The sequence below is a fragment of the Rossellomorea aquimaris genome, assembly GCF_008180865.1.
Taxonomy (GTDB): Bacteria; Bacillota; Bacilli; order Bacillales; family Bacillaceae_B; genus Rossellomorea; species Rossellomorea yichunensis.
Genome location: NZ_VTEX01000001.1, coordinates 1222506 through 1239213, shown reverse-complemented (window position 1 = coordinate 1239213; position 16708 = coordinate 1222506). Strand labels below are relative to the sequence as shown.

17 protein-coding genes are annotated in these 16708 nt (G+C 38.7%); 9 read left to right on the top strand and 8 right to left on the bottom strand.

Going from position 1 to position 16708, the window contains the following annotated elements:
• Nucleotides 1-29: 29 nt before the first annotated feature.
• The gene (locus FZC88_RS06170) at nucleotides 30-881 is read right to left on the bottom strand and encodes an STAS domain-containing protein (protein ID WP_148994046.1); all 852 of its coding nucleotides are present in this window, start codon (nucleotides 879-881) and stop codon (nucleotides 30-32) included.
• A gap of 167 nt (nucleotides 882-1048) precedes the next feature.
• Between FZC88_RS06170 and FZC88_RS06165 the strand changes: the two genes are divergently transcribed.
• Together FZC88_RS06165 and FZC88_RS06160 are read left to right on the top strand one after the other, a co-directional pair.
• A complete protein-coding gene (locus tag FZC88_RS06165; protein WP_148971101.1) occupies nucleotides 1049-1633 on the top strand; it encodes a histidine phosphatase family protein in 585 nt (194 codons plus the stop codon).
• Between the two features lie 85 nt (nucleotides 1634-1718).
• On the top strand, nucleotides 1719-2108 hold the full coding sequence (locus tag FZC88_RS06160; protein ID WP_148994045.1) for a thiol-disulfide oxidoreductase DCC family protein: 390 nt from the start codon (nucleotides 1719-1721) through the stop codon (nucleotides 2106-2108).
• 37 nt (nucleotides 2109-2145) lie between these two features.
• Here FZC88_RS06160 and FZC88_RS06155 read toward each other — a convergent pair whose 3' ends face one another.
• The 3 genes from FZC88_RS06155 to FZC88_RS06145 form a co-directional block, all read right to left on the bottom strand.
• On the bottom strand, nucleotides 2146-2553 hold the full coding sequence (locus FZC88_RS06155) for a secondary thiamine-phosphate synthase enzyme YjbQ (protein WP_148994302.1): 408 nt from the start codon (nucleotides 2551-2553) through the stop codon (nucleotides 2146-2148).
• 232 nt (nucleotides 2554-2785) lie between these two features.
• Entirely contained in the window at nucleotides 2786-3079 is a 294-nt protein-coding gene (locus FZC88_RS06150) for a hypothetical protein (protein WP_148971103.1), read from the bottom strand.
• Between the two features lie 84 nt (nucleotides 3080-3163).
• Nucleotides 3164-3889: a LamB/YcsF family protein gene (locus FZC88_RS06145; RefSeq protein WP_148994044.1), complete on the bottom strand. Its 726-nt coding sequence runs from the start codon at nucleotides 3887-3889 to the stop codon at nucleotides 3164-3166.
• Nucleotides 3890-4281: 392 nt separating this feature from the next.
• On the opposite strand from FZC88_RS06145, the gene FZC88_RS06140 reads away from it, so the two are divergent.
• Nucleotides 4282-4737, top strand: coding sequence for an NUDIX hydrolase (locus FZC88_RS06140; RefSeq protein ID WP_262371746.1), 456 nt, complete (start codon nucleotides 4282-4284; stop codon nucleotides 4735-4737).
• Between the two features lie 55 nt (nucleotides 4738-4792).
• Here the strand turns inward: FZC88_RS06140 and FZC88_RS23865 are convergent, their stop codons facing one another.
• Both FZC88_RS23865 and FZC88_RS06135 read right to left on the bottom strand, forming a co-directional pair.
• Nucleotides 4793-4969: a hypothetical protein gene (locus FZC88_RS23865; protein ID WP_187443514.1), complete on the bottom strand. Its 177-nt coding sequence runs from the start codon at nucleotides 4967-4969 to the stop codon at nucleotides 4793-4795.
• Nucleotides 4970-5145: 176 nt separating this feature from the next.
• Complete coding sequence (locus FZC88_RS06135; protein WP_148994042.1) at nucleotides 5146-6366, bottom strand: MFS transporter; 1221 nt, start codon at nucleotides 6364-6366, stop codon at nucleotides 5146-5148.
• 362 nt (nucleotides 6367-6728) lie between these two features.
• On the opposite strand from FZC88_RS06135, the gene FZC88_RS06130 reads away from it, so the two are divergent.
• Together FZC88_RS06130 and FZC88_RS06125 are read left to right on the top strand one after the other, a co-directional pair.
• Complete coding sequence (locus tag FZC88_RS06130) at nucleotides 6729-7409, top strand: response regulator transcription factor (protein WP_148994041.1); 681 nt, start codon at nucleotides 6729-6731, stop codon at nucleotides 7407-7409.
• Nucleotides 7406-8815 carry a HAMP domain-containing sensor histidine kinase gene (locus tag FZC88_RS06125; protein WP_262371745.1) on the top strand — a complete coding sequence of 470 codons (1410 nt, stop codon included), beginning with the start codon at nucleotides 7406-7408 and terminating at the stop codon, nucleotides 8813-8815. Before FZC88_RS06130 ends, FZC88_RS06125 begins: the two co-directional genes overlap by 4 nt.
• Nucleotides 8816-8839: 24 nt before the next feature.
• Here FZC88_RS06125 and FZC88_RS06120 read toward each other — a convergent pair whose 3' ends face one another.
• Nucleotides 8840-9355 carry an Hsp20/alpha crystallin family protein gene (locus tag FZC88_RS06120; protein WP_148994040.1) on the bottom strand — a complete coding sequence of 172 codons (516 nt, stop codon included), beginning with the start codon at nucleotides 9353-9355 and terminating at the stop codon, nucleotides 8840-8842.
• Between the two features lie 540 nt (nucleotides 9356-9895).
• Between FZC88_RS06120 and FZC88_RS06115 the strand changes: the two genes are divergently transcribed.
• From FZC88_RS06115 to FZC88_RS24390, 3 genes are all read left to right on the top strand, one after another.
• The gene (locus tag FZC88_RS06115; RefSeq protein ID WP_148994039.1) at nucleotides 9896-12742 is read left to right on the top strand and encodes a 2-oxoglutarate dehydrogenase E1 component; all 2847 of its coding nucleotides are present in this window, start codon (nucleotides 9896-9898) and stop codon (nucleotides 12740-12742) included.
• 19 nt (nucleotides 12743-12761) lie between these two features.
• Nucleotides 12762-13997, top strand: a complete 1236-nt coding sequence (odhB, locus tag FZC88_RS06110; protein WP_148994038.1) for a 2-oxoglutarate dehydrogenase complex dihydrolipoyllysine-residue succinyltransferase — start codon at nucleotides 12762-12764, stop codon at nucleotides 13995-13997.
• 168 nt (nucleotides 13998-14165) lie between these two features.
• Entirely contained in the window at nucleotides 14166-14297 is a 132-nt protein-coding gene (locus FZC88_RS24390) for a hypothetical protein (RefSeq protein WP_262371741.1), read from the top strand.
• Between the two features lie 203 nt (nucleotides 14298-14500).
• On the opposite strand, the gene sda is transcribed toward FZC88_RS24390, so the two are convergent.
• A complete protein-coding gene (gene sda, locus FZC88_RS06105) occupies nucleotides 14501-14635 on the bottom strand; it encodes a sporulation histidine kinase inhibitor Sda (protein ID WP_044336757.1) in 135 nt (44 codons plus the stop codon).
• A 398-nt stretch (nucleotides 14636-15033) separates the two neighbouring features.
• Between sda and FZC88_RS06100 the strand changes: the two genes are divergently transcribed.
• Nucleotides 15034-16671 (top strand): AMP-binding protein, encoded by a 1638-nt coding sequence (locus FZC88_RS06100; protein ID WP_148994300.1) that lies wholly within the window; start codon nucleotides 15034-15036, stop codon nucleotides 16669-16671.
• The last annotated feature ends 37 nt before the right edge of the window (nucleotides 16672-16708 follow it).

The following is a 16708-nucleotide window of genomic DNA, read 5'->3' as shown; positions in this document are numbered from 1 at the left end:
GCCATGCTGCATGTGGCTTCTGGTTTTCATTATAGGGGGAGGACAACCTCATATTGAGTGAATCCGATGTCTTCGAGGGCTTGCTTTAAACTGGAGCTGGTTTTTAAATCGTCGAAGGTTATACCCAGATTCCCTAATGTATGGGCAACTTCAGGACGAATTCCTGTTAATACCGATTGTACACCCATCATTTTTAAAGCATTTACAATTTGATAGATATTATGCGAAACCATCGTATCCATGATTGCTACACCGGATATATCAATAAATAAATAGTCTAATTGCAATTCAGAGCTTTTCTTTAGTGCCGTTTCCATAACAGAGCTGGATCTATGAGTGTCAATTTCCCCAATAAGAGGAAGAATTGCAATTTTGTCAGCTATCGGCACAATCGGTGCTGATAGTTCATCCATGGCAGAATGAACCAGGGCCAACTGATCTTTCTGTTGCTTAATAAATAGCTCATTGAAAAGATAAGCAATTTCATCAAGCAAGGGATTTATCTTTTTGTTTGATTGCAGCATAATAGAGGCTGAAATTTGATTGTCAATTTGATGATGGAAGAAATCCCAAATGGCCGTACGGAATGTTGATAGAGTTTTTAAAGATTCGTTTAGGGAGATACCTTTTTCAATAGCAATATTCCCAACTTTCTGCGTCCACTCTTTTATTTTAATAAGAGAATCCTTTTGATTTTCAAGTAAAGATTCTCCCAATATTTGTATTAACTCAGTTCTCCACTCTGTGACTTTCTCCATGTTAACACCTGAAAACTTAAGTTGTTCGGAGTATCGTTGTTCCTGATAGTCAATTACACCTTTAGCAATTTCAGATTTATGTGAAACGATTTCTTGACCCAGATATAATAATTCATCTCTCATCCTTTTCAGCCAACTCCTTATACTGCCTCATTTATTTAAAACTTTCGAAATAATCTCTTTTAATGGTAATATAGTATATCATAAAATCTAGTAGAATTATAGATTTCTTGAAGCATGATATTGTACGGACAAATAGAAACAGAAATTTGACAGAAGGAGTAAATGAAATGACTCAAATATGCTTAGTAAGACATGGTCAAACTGAATGGAATCTATTGGGTAAATTACAGGGCCAAACAGATATACCATTAAATGAAACTGGAAAACGTCAAGCAGAAGAATGCAGGGAGTTTTTGAAGAAATCAGAATGGGATGTTCTCATAACCACTTCTTTAATGAGAGCGAGAAAAACAGCGGAAATTATCAATGAATCATTGAAACTGACAATTGTGGAAATGGATCATTTCAAGGAACGCCATTTTGGGGAGGGAGAGGGATTATCCCGTGAAGAAAGGGAAAAGCGGTATCCTGATTTTAACTTTCCGTATATGGAATCGTATGAAGAGTTGGTCGGGAGGGTGCAGGAAGGGCTGGAAGAGATTCATGCTCAGTTTCCCGCAAAGAAGGTACTGTTGGTTGCTCACGGTGCTGTCATCAATGCAGTATTGCGGGAGTTTCATCAAGAAAAGGGAGCACTGGAGCATGTGAAGCTTTTTAACGGCTGCCTGACCAATCTCCATTTTAGAAGTGAACGATGGGCAGTTCATTCCTACAATGAAGTAGGTCACCTATCCGAGCATTTTAAAAGTTGAGAGCAGATAACTTCCTGGAATGAAGTTATGAATTCTATTATAATCAGAAGTAAATATGGGATATTCCTGAAACGGTGTGATTTCATTGGCAATAATTTTGTTTGATGGCATATGTAATTTTTGCAATAGTAGTGTGCGATTTATTATCGAACGTGATCCTGAAGGGATCTTCCAATTTGCTTCCTTACAAAGCGATATTGGTCAACAATTATTACAGAAGCATAACATTCCGAATACTACAGATAGCTTTGTATTAATTGAAGAAAATAAAGCGTATGTGGAATCAACAGCTGCTTTAAAGGTTTGCTCTCATTTGACATGGCCATGGAAGCTTATCAATACATGCATAATCGTCCCTAAGCCCCTAAGAGATAGGGTATACAGATGGATTGCGAAGAATAGATATAAATGGTTTGGAAAACAAGATTCTTGTATGCTGCCTTCGCAATACATTAGAGATCGTTTTATCGAATAGAAAGACTCGGTAGAAAGCCCCCGAGTCTTTTCGTTCCTTATTCAGCTTCAATCGTTTTTATCGAAACCCTTCTTCCGGAGCGAGGACCATCAAACTCACAGAGGTAGATGCCTTGCCAAGTTCCCAATTGAAGCCTTCCATTAGTGACAATGATTGTTTGAGAGTGTCCTACCGTACTTGTCTTTAAATGAGCAGCCGTGTTTCCTTCTCCATGAAGGTCGAGCGTATGTTCCCAAGGATATACCTCGTCTAATCGACGTAGAAAATCCGTTTTTACATCTGGGTCCGCATTTTCATTCACCGTGATTCCGGCTGTGGTGTGTAAGGATTGAACCACAACAATACCTTCCTTCATTTCTTCATTGATGACGATGTCTTGGACATAAGTAGTGATATCAACCATCTCATCACGTTTTTTTGTATCGATTGTAAGAGTTCTTATCATAGCAATGATCCTTTCCATGTATGTCATATTCCTCTACATTCCACTAAATGGCCTGATTAAAACCAGACATACTCTTTATCAAATTTCACAAGTTGGAATAATCGCAGTAGACGGGAAAACGAGTGTAATCTGACGAGGGGGAAATCCCATGAATTTTCTGATTTTTTATTTTTCTTCTGCTGATTCGAAATGAGGAAAGATATGTATAACTCGGTTCATCTGTCTACTCACCCTATTCGCAGGATGCCTCCTGGTTTCCTATGAATGTGCGCCCCTTACGCTCGAATGAAGCTCGGTAACATTTGCCGTCTGTTGTCTTGTATAGAGCTTCATACACTTTTTCTTTATTGTCAGTGGTATGAGTTTGAATGATTCCTATGATGGTTGAGTCGGGAGATACGGTTTGTAGAGATGTTTCAATGCTAGAGTGCAAAAGGTACCGCTGATAACCATAGAGAATGATGACACAAGCAACAAGTAAGATGAACATCCAACGGAACCCTTCGAGTAGTAAAGTCTTATTCATTAGAGATTGCTCCTATCTTCTATACAATAGACAAATCCTTTACATTCTCCATAGAATAAGGGCTATGTATAGCCCTTATATGATTCAACTTAACTTTTCATATAATCTTTTTGCAAGGTTCAAAGCAGCCATGTTGTCTCCATGAAGACAAATGGTATCCGCTTTAATTGATAATACCTCACCATCTGTTGAAACTACTTCTTGTTTCTCAACCATTCGTAAGACTTGCTTTTCAACTTGGTTTTCATCATGAAGTACGGCATTCGGAAGGGAACGGGGAGTTAGTGAACCATCAGATTGATAGGTTCGATCGGCAAAGACTTCATGTGCAACATGCAATCCGATTTCCGCACCTGCTTTTGTCAGCTCACTTTGAGAAAGGCCGAACAATGTTAATCCAGGGTCAAGGTCGAATACTGCTTTAGCAATCGATACAGCCAGTTCGGAATCCTTCGCAGCCATATTATAAAGGGCACCATGAGGTTTAACATGTGACAACTTACCTCCTTGTGCCTCAATGAAAGCGAGTAGGGCGCCAATTTGATATTGTACAAGGGCGTATGCTTCTTCAGGGGTTATTTGTATCATTCTTCTTCCGAAGCCTTGAAGATCAGGCAACCCTGGATGAGCACCTATTTTTAAGTTGTGACTTAATGCATTTGTGACTGTTTGTTTCATTACGAGGGGGTCTCCTGCATGGAATCCGCAAGCGACATTGACGGAGGACACGTATTTCATCATTTCTTCATCTTGTCCAATTGTATATGTACCAAAACTTTCTCCTAAATCACAGTTTAAATCGATTTTCATTTTTCCATCCTTTCATCCACTAGAATGAATTGTAACATTCTGAATTCTTATTTATCATATCATAAATTTAATCTGGATGCTTTCTGATAGAGTAGTGGGGAATTAAGGAAGAAAATGATTTTCTCATCAAATTTTAATCTTGTTCTAATAGAGTTCACTTTTTCACCCGTTACAATGAATCTTGCTTATGAATAAGGATTTATCACTCCCTAAGCAAAAAGAAAGTGGGGTAGCTTTCTTTTTGTTTAAATCTTTATTATGTAAGACCCATTCTAATTTCTTTCCTTTGGAGACAAAAGTTTTGCTGAAGCTTTTGTCTTCTTTTTGTATATTTTTAGATGGAATTGGTTTTTTATGGGTTAGAATGAGGGGAAGGAGGGGGCAAATGGATATTGTTTAAACAAAAGCAAAACGTTTTTAATTACAGGGTAGTGGCCGTCTGGATAGAACAGGACCATATTTTATTACATAAACAAGTGGAAGACAGTTACTGGTCGTTGCCCGGTGGAAGAGTCGCCATGGGAGAGGCATCACAGGAAAGTTTAAAGAGAGAAATGCAAGAAGAACTAGGGATAGATATTCATATAGAACAATTGATCATGGTGAACGAAAATTTCTTTCCGTATAAAGAATGGGATTTCCATGAAATTGGATTTTATTATAAAGTGAAATCTACAGACAGGGCAATTTTTCAAAAGGACGCCTTTCATGGACTGGAAGGCGATCGTTTATTATATAAGTGGATTCCCATTGCAGAACTTTCTGAAGTACAAGTATATCCTCAAGAGGTTAAAGATATGTTAGCACATCAACCAAATGAAACGATGCATATTGTGTCAAAGAAGTGATTTAAGTGGAAGGCAGAGAAAAAACTTCTCCACCTTTTAGTCTATGTAGCACCAATTACTGTGAATGAGTCAGTTTCAGCTTTACTTTATGAAACAAAGATTTCATCTTTCCTTCGCTTTTTTTCGCCTTGGGCTGATGATCAATTACTTTTGTACGTAGAAAATAATTAATGACTTCTTCAGCCAGAATGAGAAGTATAAAAAGAGAAACAATCACGATTATCCAAGTCATATATATTCCTCCCTTACGATCCTTATCATGTTTATGGATATATCTACCACATTATGATTCGAAATAAACATGTTGGGATCGTAGAGTACGAGCTTTCTATATTCTACTCAGAAAAGTGGCTGCAATAAAAAACGGAGCTGCATCCAGCACCGTTTTTTTCATCATGGATTGAATTTCTAAGCCTTTTTAGTTGAGACAGCTTGCGGGGGAGTTTCTGGAACTTTAATGAAAAACATGCCGACGAGGCTGGAAAATAGGCTTAGAATTATAAAAATGATAAAGGTACTCAAAGGTTCAATCAACGCTACTAAAGGAGGACCTAAAGCGACACCTGTAAACCTCATTGAACTGTATATGGAGGTAATGGTTCCACGGTGTTCCTTCTCAATTCCTTCTGTTATCAATGCATCCAAACAGGGGAGGGCTGCACCCATTCCGATACCAGCAATGGAAAAAATGCTCAAGATGATCCATTTTCCTTCAGTAAAGATTAATGGTATGAAAGCAACCGAACTCATTAGGGATCCAAATACGATGACCCACTTCATCTTGTCTTTGCTCTTTCCAATCACTTTTCCGGTTATATAGGAGGTCAGGCATAAAAAAAGGAGTGGAACTGCTAAATATAGTCCTTTCATTACTCCGTTAATTCCATAAGCCTGCTCTAAACGGGTTGATAAATAATATAAAAATCCAAATAAAGTAAACATGGAAATGATTCCGATAATAAAAATTCCGAAAATCCATTTCTTTTCCTTCCTAAGGACAATTCCCACCTCATGAACAAATTCTTTAATGGTTTGTTTCGCTACTTCTTCTTTTTTTGCTGGGACTTTTACAAAAACGACGATGAGAAGAATGGATAAAAGTGAAAATACTGGAATGGAAAAGAAGGGAATAAACCAAATCCATGCTGCAAATAATGCACCAAGTATCGGACTTAGAACTTTGCCGAATGTATTAGATGTCTCGATTATGCCCAACCCTTTGGTGATTTGATCATCATCTTCATACAGATCACCGACGGTAGGGATGACGACGGGGAAGGCGCCGGCGGCACCAATTCCTTGAACAACCCTTCCTACCATTACAAAAATATATGCGTTAGAACCGTATATGGAAGCAAATCCACAAATGAGGCCACCGATTCCTGCAATGACTAAACTGGGTATTAAAATTTTTTTCCTCCCTAAACGATCGGATAAGTAACCGGCAATTGGAATGCAGAGTATGGCTATGATGGAGTAGACGGTAATGATCAAGCTTGATTGAAATCCAGTAATGTTAAGCTCCTTTTCTAATTGAGGAAGAACAGGGATCAACATTGAATTCCCGAGTGTCATAACTAAAGGAATAGAAGATAACGCCAGTAAATCTAATTTTTTCTTACTTTCCATTTCGTGCACCTCATTCTTATTTATAACACTATTATTTTCTTCAACAGGAGCAATTTCATACCATTTAATTATTTGATTATAATATCATTATGTAAACTTCTGATTTTTTTCTTTCTTTCTCTAAGTGAAAACTTACCCTTTTCTCATTCAAATTTAATGAAAGTGGAGGAAGATGACTGTAATGATAAAAGGGAGGTAAGAACCATGTGGATTCGAATAATTCCTATTTTATTTTTCAGTTTTACTGCCATTACTTTAATGACATATCAAGGAATTGAAATCTTTCAAGCGCTTAATGATTTTATTTTCAGCAAAAGTAAAATAAAATAAGACGTATTAAGTATTTAGAGCAGGTGAATGATGTGAAAAGAATTTTAGTCATAGAAGATGAAAAAAATCTCTCCAGGTTCATTGAACTGGAACTTAAATATGAAGGATATGAAGTGGGTCTTGCCTATGATGGGAGAGAGGGGTTAGAGAAAGGCTTGAACGAGGATTGGGACATCATCTTATTGGATCTAATGCTGCCGAATTTAAACGGACTTGAGGTTTGCAGAAGAATCCGGCAAGTGAAGGCTATTCCGATCCTCATGATTACGGCAAGGGATAGTGTAATGGATCGTGTATCAGGATTGGACAGCGGTGCAGATGATTATATCGTAAAGCCTTTTGCTATTGAAGAACTGTTAGCGAGATTGAGAGCCGTATTTAGACGAGCCGGAAATGAAGAAACAGCTTCGGCTCAAACAACGTATCATTACCGTGATATCACCGTTCAAAAGGAGTCACGGCAAGTATTTAAGCTTGAACATGAAATTGAGGTCACTAAAAGGGAGTATGACCTTTTACTCGCCTTTTTGGAAAATAAAAATATTGTTTTGACCCGTGAAGCCCTTCTCAATAAAGTGTGGGGGTATGATACTGAGGTTGAAACGAACGTAGTGGATGTTTATGTAAGATACTTGCGAAATAAAATTGATTCGCCTGATGAAGATAGCTACATCCAAACTGTACGCGGTACCGGGTATGTGATGAGGACATGAATACATTCATGAATCGATTTAAGCCCTCTTCTCTTAAAGTGAAGTGGGCATTAGCGGCTGGCTCAGCCATATTCCTTGCCTTTTTCTTATTTAGTTTTTTTCAATATCATGCAATCAGTAAGTGGATGGTGGATGAAGAAGAAAATAACTTTAGTCGTGTTCTGGATGAAATTACGGTGTTTTTTAAACAAAAAGGGCCAAATATACAGCTCCAGGACATCTTTGATAGCAGGGATTTGATGAAGCAAATAGCTGAAAAAGACCAGACTATACGTATTTTAGATCGTCAGGGTGATCAAGTATTGGAAATACGAGGCGAAAATGAATCAGCTTTTTACATTCCTTTTCAACCCGTTAGAGAGAGGGCAGTTACACTCATTGAATCTGAGGGAAAACAAATGCTTATTGGGAGGTCTCCGATAAGATCTAGTCAATTCAACGGATATATTGAAATGATTCAGCCTTTGAGCCGATATGAAAAGATCATGAAAAACCTGTTTTGGATGATGACGATCACGGGGGTATTAGCGCTATTGATCAGTGCAATTATCGGCTATTTCATGGCTAGAAGCTTTGTGCGTCCATTAAATAAGCTTTCTGAAACAATGAGATCCATCGAAAGAAAAGGATTTCATGAAAGAGTGGAGATTGTGAAGGCCCATGATGAAATCAGTGACCTATCTCAAATTTTCAATAAAATGATGAGCGAAATCGAGAAATCGTTTCAGCAACAGCAACAATTTGTTGAAGATGCATCACATGAATTAAGAACGCCTATACAGGTATTAGAAGGACACCTCGCTCTGTTAAACAGGTGGGGAAAAAAAGATCCGTCGATACTGGAAGAATCTTTACAGGTATCATTGGAAGAACTTGAAAGAGTGAAAAGGTTAATAGGTGAATTGCTAGAACTTTCCAGGGCGGATCGTGAGAAATTTGACCTTCAAACCGCTCGTGCCAATCCACAAAAAGTGGTTGATAAGGTTATTAGGGACTTTAAATTTCTACATCAAGAACACACTTTTTTGTGCTTGGATGAGTTGGATTACGAAGCGATGGTGGTTATTATGCCAAGGCATCTTGAACAAATTATGATCATCTTGTTAGATAATGCCGTTAAGTATTCTGATAAGCATTCAAACATTGAAATAAAGCTGGTGAATCGTGACGAAGAAGTGATGATCGAGGTGAAAGATGAAGGAATCGGAATTCCAGAAGATGATCTTCCAAAGGTTTTTGACCGGTTTTACCGTGTGGATAAGGCCAGAAGTCGTGAAAAAGGCGGATATGGTTTGGGGTTAGCCATTGCATCAAAGCTCATCCAAAACTACAACGGTGATATCTTAGCCTTAAGAAACGAACCCGCAGGTACCATTATTCGTATCTCTCTTAAGTATGCTCACTAAATATATTCTACGAGAAAAGACGTCTCAATATTTATCTGAGACGTCTATTTCTGTATATTGCATGTCGATGCTTTTAGGTATTTTCAGCTCTAATATGCCGTCCTTATATTGAGCCACTGCGCCTTTTTTTTTCACTAGACAAGGGAGTGTAATGACCTGTCTTTCACCCTGTTCAGGGATGTTTTCGATAATTGCCTGATTCGACGTGTGGAAAATTTTCAATTGCTTCATCGACTCTTCACTTGGAACTTGAAAACGGATGTAAATATCCTCAAATGATTCAAAGACATTTGCAGGTATTGAATTTGAAGAAGGAGAAGGCTGCTGCCCCTGCTGAGATTTCTGCCCCTGATTGCCCATCGGGTTCATAAAGGATTGTGCCCCGCTCATCATATCATTCGGATTCATCATACCTTCCCATCCGCCCGGGAACATTTTTTTCATCATACCTTGTATATAGGAATCCATTTCTTTCGGATTCATCTGATTCATTTGATCTTTCATGTCTTTATTGAAAGGAAATAAACTCCATGGGAACATGTGAACCACCTCACTTTATCTATATAGACCAACTGCCATGATTGTTATATTGTATGCAATGTATGGGCGATGAGTTCATTTGCAATATGGAAGAAATGAATTACATAAAGTTTCTTTATCATTCTGAAAGTCTTATAATCTATAAAAATTTATGAAAAATAACAAAAAATATTTGGTTTTTTTTAGTAACAGTAGTAAGATGGTTTATGAAAAAAGTACCCTCACATCAAGGATACAAGAAGGTGAAAGAGAAAGCGCTTAATAAAATATTATTTCAGAATAGTCGATATACAAAAAGGTTTTCTTGTAATTTATTATGGGAATATAAGTAATATCCATATGCATCATACGGAAAACAAAATTTTGAGAAATTTGTCATAAAGACTTTATCTTACTACTGCACAGTGATAAAATGTCCTTGTAAGCGTTTTAATGTGTTTAAAATTACTATTCTTGCATAATGAAATATGGCTTTGAAATTGTAAGAATACATGATACCCAAATTATACTAACTGGCAAAATAGTTGGAGGTTTTTCACAATGAAAAAGCAATCGGCAAAAGGGGAACCGTGGCAATCGTTTTACGGACCTAACCTAGGCTATGTAATGGAGGTTTATGAACAATTCTTGGAGGATCCAACAGACGTAGATCCTGAATTAAAAGAATTATTCGAACAATGGGGCCCTCCTACAACTGAAGACGTACAAGTAATCGCAAGTGCTCAGCATGGGGATACATCATTCACGTTGCCGGCACAACCGACCGCGTTAAGTAAAATGGTAGCTGCAGTCAAATTAGCAGATAATATTCGTACATATGGTCATTTGGCTGCGGATATTAATCCCCTTAATGACCGAAATATAGACACAAGAAGGATTGAACTATCTGAGTTTAATTTATCTGAAGAAGATTTAAAGCAGATTCCTGTTGATTTCTTATGCCCGAATGCACCTTCTCACATAAAGGATGGCTTGCAGGCAATCAATCATTTAAGACAGGTCTACACTAAAAAACTGGCATTTGAATATGCTCATGTTCATGAGCTTGAAGAAAAGAATTGGTTAAGAGAAAAGATTGAATCAGAATCCTATTTCACTCCTCTTTCTAAGGAAAAGAAACTTGCGTTATTAAAACGGCTTGCCGAAGTGGATGGATTTGAAAAATATATTCACCGTACATTTGTCGGTCAGAAGCGCTTTTCCATTGAAGGACTTGATTCTATGGTTCCATTACTGGACGAAATGGTTCGTTATTCAGTTGAATCAGGTGCGAAAACAGTCAATATCGGTATGGCACACCGAGGGCGCTTAAACGTATTGGCCCATGTTATTGGTAAACCGTATGAAATGATTTTTGCTGAATTCCAACATGCCCCAAGCAAGGATCTGATTCCATCAGAAGGATCAATTGGGATTACATATGGATGGACAGGTGATGTTAAGTACCATTTAGGTGCTGATCGCGAAATCTCACCTTTACAGTCGTCAACAGCGCGAGCGCGTGTTACCCTGGCGAATAACCCAAGTCACTTAGAGGTTGTGAGCCCGATTGTGGCTGGTTATACACGTGCTGCACAAGAAGTTCGTGAAGATAAGGGTTATCCAGAGCAATCACCGGAATCTTCCTATGCCATCATGATTCACGGAGATGCTGCCTTCCCTGGACAAGGTGTTGTAGCTGAAACTTTAAATATGAGTCAATTACGCGGATATAACACGGGTGGATCGATTCACCTGATTGCGAACAATATGATCGGCTTCACGACTGAAAGCCGTGATTCACGCTCTACGAAATATGCATCTGATACTGCCAAAGGCTTTGAAGTTCCGATTGTCCATGTCAATGCAGATGATCCTGAAGCTTGTCTTGCTGCAGCGGTGATCGCCTATGAATATCGTAAAACCTTTGGAAAAGACTTTGTCATTGATTTGATCGGCTACCGTCGATTTGGTCATAACGAAATGGATGAACCGATGGTGACGAATCCATTAATGTACTCAGTCATTCAAAACCATCCAAATGTTAAGAAACTATATGCTGATAAATTAATTTCAGAAGAAATCGTCACTGAAGCAGATGTAGAGAAAATGGATACTGACATCGAAGAAGAATTAAAAGCGGCTTACGATAAAGTACCTGCTAAAGACGAAGATCCCGATACCATTCTTGCTCCACCAGAGTATGTGGCAAATGGCTTACCGGAAATTAATACGAGTGTTGATTTTAACAAGCTTGAAGGTTTAAATAATGAACTGCTTCAATGGCCGGATGGCTTTAATGTGTTCAAGAAATTGGAGCGCATTTTAAAGCGACGCAGCCAGGTATTTGAAGGTAAAGGGAAAATTGACTGGGCCCATGCTGAGACGTTAGCGTTTGCTTCTATATTGAAGGATGGTACGCCGATTCGATTAACAGGACAGGATTCAGAGCGTGGTACATTTGCTCAACGTCACCTGGTTCTTCATGATGAAAAATCCGGTGAAGAATACATTCCTTTACACAATCTTAAGGACAGTCATGCTTCGTTTGTTGTTCTTAATAGTCCCCTTACTGAAACAGCTGTAGTTGGATATGAGTATGGGTACAATGTATTTGCACCTGAGACGTTGGTTCTTTGGGAAGCTCAATTTGGTGATTTCTCCAATATGGCACAGGTGATGTTCGATCAATTTATTTCTGCCGGCCGTGCAAAATGGGGTCAAAAAACCGGCCTGGTTATGTTATTACCGCATGGATATGAAGGTCAAGGGCCTGAGCATTCAAGTGCCCGCTTAGAACGATTCCTGCAACTGGGTGGAGAATATAACTGGACGGTTGCCAACTGTTCTACTGCTGGTCAATACTTCCATATTCTTCGACGCCAAGCGGCCATTTTACAAAAAGAAGAAGTAAGACCACTTGTAATCATGACGCCGAAAAGCTTGCTCCGTAATCAATTTGCTGCCGTTACAGCTGAGGAATTAGCCAACGGACAATTCCATTCAGTTCTGGAGCAAAAGGGTCTTGGTGAGAACCAGGATGCTGTTGAACGGGTGGTATTATGTAGCGGAAAAATTGCGATAGATTTAGAAGAGAAGCTTCAAAATATCGATGATAAAGATTGGTTACACATTCTTAGGGTAGAAGAAATTTATCCTTTCCCTAAAGGTGATATATCAGCCATCCTGGAAAGATATACAAACCTTAGAGAAATTGTATGGATTCAAGAAGAACCTAAGAATATGGGAGCATGGACATTTGCAGAATCAAGACTCCGTGACATTGCACCTGAGGGTGTTGAAGTGCATTATGTCGGTCGTCGCAGACGTTCCAGTCCATCAGAAGGTGAACCAACAGTACACAAAAAAGAACAATCACGAATTATTAACGAAGCGTTAACTCGATAAGAAAGAGGAGGACATCACAGTGGCAGAAATTAAAGTTCCAGAATTAGCAGAATCAATTACAGAAGGTACAATCGCACAATGGTTGAAACAGCCAGGGGATTATGTGGAGAAGGGCGAATACATCGTTGAGCTGGAAACAGATAAAGTGAATGTTGAAGTCATTTCAGAGGAAGCAGGTACGATTCAAGAACTTAAAGCTGATGAAGGCGATACGGTTGAAGTCGGTCAAGTTATTGCCATTGTTGGTGCAGGTGGGGAAGCTCCAGCTACTTCTGAAACAAAAGAAGAAGCACCTGCCCCTAAACAGGAAGAGAAGAAAGAAGAGGCAACTGAAGCAGCACCAGCGAAAGAGGACAAAAAAAATCGTCCAATCGCTTCTCCTGCGGCTCGTAAGTTGGCACGTGAAAAAGGTATCGATCTTTCCGATGTGCCAACAGATCCTCTAGGCCGTGTCCGTAAGCAGGACATTGAAGCCTATAGCAATAAGCCGGCAGAAGCTCCATCTAAACCTTCTGTTCAAGAAAAGAAGGCACCTGCGAAAAAAGATGATGGAAAGCCGGTAGTTCGTGAGAAGATGTCACGCCGTCGTCAAACGATTGCGAAACGCTTAGTAGAGGTTCAGCAAACAGCTGCAATGCTTACTACGTTTAATGAGATTGACATGAGTAAAGTAATGGAGCTAAGAAAACGTAAAAAGGATAAATTCTTTGATGACCACGATGTAAGACTTGGTTTCATGAGTTTCTTTACAAAAGCAGTCGTAGCGGCTCTTAAGAAGTTCCCATACGTGAACGCAGAAATCGATGGGGATGAAATTGTTCTTAAGAAATTCTATGACGTTGGGGTAGCTGTATCTACGGATGATGGACTGGTAGTACCTGTTGTACGCGATTGTGAACGCAAGAATTTTGCAGAAATCGAAGGGGAAATCATGGAACTGGCTACTAAGGCTAGAAACAATAAATTATCTCTTGGGGATCTGCAAGGTGGTTCATTCACGATTACAAATGGTGGGGTATTCGGTTCATTACTATCGACTCCAATCTTAAACGGACCGCAAGTTGGGATTTTAGGAATGCATAAAATTCAGCTTCGTCCAGTGGCCATCGATAAAGATACAATGGAAAACCGCCCTATGATGTACATTGCTTTATCGTATGATCATAGAATTATTGATGGGAAAGAAGCAGTTGGATTCCTGGCAATGGTAAAAGATTTACTTGAGAATCCAGAAGACTTACTACTAGAAGGCTAAGTAGTCCTGATTGAATAAGAATAGATGAATGTTTGGCTGATTCATACATCCATTAGTGGATTGTGGATCAGCTTTTTTTCACGTTTTTTTACTAAGAGAATAAAATATGGATAACTAAAATAAAGTTTGCTAAAGGAAACTCTCGGACATGAATAGGAGGGAGACGTAATGATGAAGAATTTTAATTCGAAAAAAGTGATTCAATATTCGTATCTATTTCATAAAATAGGTTTATTGGATAATGAGCAATTCAAACAAATTGAGGACTACCATGGATCCAAAATTAAGAAACACAGTTAAGGCATAGTTCTATAATGAATACGCTTCAACATGTGTTGTTGATTTTTCTCAATCATCGATTGGAGAGCATGAAGCTGAATTCAGTAGCACAGTTTAAATGAATAAGAATGAAAAGAGACAGACTCAAGTGAGTATGAGTCTGTCGTAAAAATCGCATCTCAGGGGGTGAGATATAATCTAGTATTCTTTTTTAATTTTCATTGTCAAGATTTCCTAAAAGGCTTTAATCCTCGGTTACGAATTTCTTTCTTAAGAAGCAAAATCCAGTCTTGATCATTCCCTTGTTTCTCAGCATCACGATAAGCTGCCACCAACTGTTCATTACTTAAGATTTTCATGACCAACCTCCCAGGAATGTATAAAATATAGAATTTTCTATATTTTCTATATATTCTACATAGAAATTACTGATTTGAAAAGGGTTTTTTATAAATTACGTCTTAAGTAGTATTTTTAGTTATTATGTAGAAAAAGGTTTAGAGAAGACGCTTTTTGTCTATATTAAAAGTTTGTCACATCGCTAGCATGTAGAAACTTGTCATCTAACTCCTATCTGGAACTATTCACCTAATAGTAATAAAGACAAAAAATCCTTATTAATTAGTTTGAAAATTTTAATTTTTGTGATAATATTACACGCATAAGTAACTGAGAATCTAACCTCTTTGACTTCATATACTGAAAGGTTCCAGGCTTAGCATGAACACAGATAAAGGGGGATATTCATTTGTCGGAGATAATACAAGCAACTGTAGGTGAATTACTCGAAGAAAAAGCTCGTATACAGCCTGAGGTTGAAGCGGTTGTCTACGCAGACAGAGGATTAAGATGGTCTTATCATGAATTCAACCAACAGTGCAGGCAAGCTGCAAAAGGGTTTATGAATCTTGGAATCAATAAAGGAGATCATATCGCGATATGGGCCTCTAACACTCCTGAGTGGTTAGTAAGTCAGTTTTCGACAGGGAAAATGGGAGCTGTACTGGTAACCGTAAATACTAATTATCGTACTGCTGAATTAGAATATTTATTAAAGCAATCTGACAGTAAAACGATTATTTTGATGGAAGAGTTCAGAGGTGCTTCCTATATAGACATGTTGTATGAGATTTGTCCCGAATTGAAAACGTCTAAGCCCGGAGAATTAGAGAGCTCAAAACTTCCTTATTTAAAAAATGTAATTGTCTTAGGGGAGAAGACATATCCAGGTACATATAGCTGGCAGGATATTATGGAAAGAGGGGATGATGTTGAGGAAGGTGAGTTGGATGAAAGACTTTCAAGCCTTTCCCCCCATGATGCCATCAATATGCAATACACTTCAGGAACGACAGGATTTCCTAAGGGAGTCATGCTTACCCATTCTAATATCGTAAACAATGGTTATAATATTGCAGGGTGCATGAGATTGACGAACGAAGACCGTTTATGTATTCCAGTTCCATTCTTCCATTGCTTCGGATGTGTATTGGGTACACTTGCATGTGTATCTGTTGGGGCTACTATGGTTCCATTACAGGAATTCGATCCGAAGCAGGTTCTCCAAACGGTACAGGATGAAAAATGTACAGGCCTTCATGGGGTGCCAACCATGTTTATTTCCGAGTTAAACCTCCCAGACTTTGAACAATACGATCTTTCCCATTTGCGTACTGGAATTATGGCCGGAAGTAACTGTCCGATCGAAGTAATGAAGGGCGTCATGGACAAAATGGGGGCAGATGAGATAACCATCGCCTATGGGCAGACCGAATCTTCCCCTGTTATTACGCAGACGCGTACCCATGACCCGATTGAATTAAAGGTGGAAACGGTTGGAAAAGCCTTGCCAAATGTAGAGGTGAAAATTGTGGAGCCTGGATCGAGCAGGGAAGTTCCCCATGGTGTCCAGGGGGAGTTATGTACGCGTGGGTATCACGTCATGAAAGGGTACTATAAGAATGAAGAGGCTACAAGGTTAGCCATAGATCAGGAAGGTTGGCTGCATACTGGTGACTTAGCGGTCATGGATGAACACGGCTATTGTAGAATTACAGGAAGATTAAAAGACATGATCATTCGAGGCGGTGAGAATATTTATCCGAGAGAAATTGAAGAATTTCTTTATTCCCATCCAAAGGTATTAGATGTTCAAGTCATTGGAATTCCTGATGAAGTCTATGGTGAAGAAGTTATGGCCTGGATTATTATGAAGGATGGCCTCACTGCAACAGCAGAAGAGATCAGAGAATATTGTACAGGGAAGATATCCCGTCATAAAATTCCAAGGTACATCGAGTTTACTGATTCGTACCCAATGACAGCTTCAGGGAAAATTCAAAAGTTTCGTTTAAGAGAGCAGGCGAAAGAAGCAGCCCTGCCTAAAAGTAATTAACAAATTGAAAACGCTTCCTCGAAAAGGACATTCCCAA

Excerpts from the sequence above, each read along its gene's own strand:
- FZC88_RS23865 (WP_187443514.1), bottom strand. The coding sequence starts at position 4,969 with ATGACTTGGATAATCGTGATTGTTTCTCTTTTTATACTTCTCATTCTG.
- FZC88_RS06145 (WP_148994044.1), bottom strand. The coding sequence starts at position 3,889 with ATGAAAATCGATTTAAACTGTGATTTAGGAGAAAGTTTTGGTACATAT.
- sda (WP_044336757.1), bottom strand. The coding sequence starts at position 14,635 with ATGAAAATCTTAAGTAATGAACAGTTGGTGGCAGCTTATCGTGATGCT.
- FZC88_RS06155 (WP_148994302.1), bottom strand. The coding sequence starts at position 2,553 with ATGATAAGAACTCTTACAATCGATACAAAAAAACGTGATGAGATGGTT.
- FZC88_RS06120 (WP_148994040.1), bottom strand. The coding sequence starts at position 9,355 with ATGTTCCCATGGAGTTTATTTCCTTTCAATAAAGACATGAAAGATCAA.
- FZC88_RS06115 (WP_148994039.1), top strand. The coding sequence starts at position 9,896 with ATGAAAAAGCAATCGGCAAAAGGGGAACCGTGGCAATCGTTTTACGGA.
- FZC88_RS06165 (WP_148971101.1), top strand. The coding sequence starts at position 1,049 with ATGACTCAAATATGCTTAGTAAGACATGGTCAAACTGAATGGAATCTA.
- FZC88_RS06150 (WP_148971103.1), bottom strand. The coding sequence starts at position 3,079 with ATGAATAAGACTTTACTACTCGAAGGGTTCCGTTGGATGTTCATCTTA.
- FZC88_RS06135 (WP_148994042.1), bottom strand. The coding sequence starts at position 6,366 with ATGGAAAGTAAGAAAAAATTAGATTTACTGGCGTTATCTTCTATTCCT.
- FZC88_RS06170 (WP_148994046.1), bottom strand. The coding sequence starts at position 881 with ATGAGAGATGAATTATTATATCTGGGTCAAGAAATCGTTTCACATAAA.
- FZC88_RS24390 (WP_262371741.1), top strand. The coding sequence starts at position 14,166 with ATGATGAAGAATTTTAATTCGAAAAAAGTGATTCAATATTCGTATCTA.
- FZC88_RS06125 (WP_262371745.1), top strand. The coding sequence starts at position 7,406 with ATGAATACATTCATGAATCGATTTAAGCCCTCTTCTCTTAAAGTGAAG.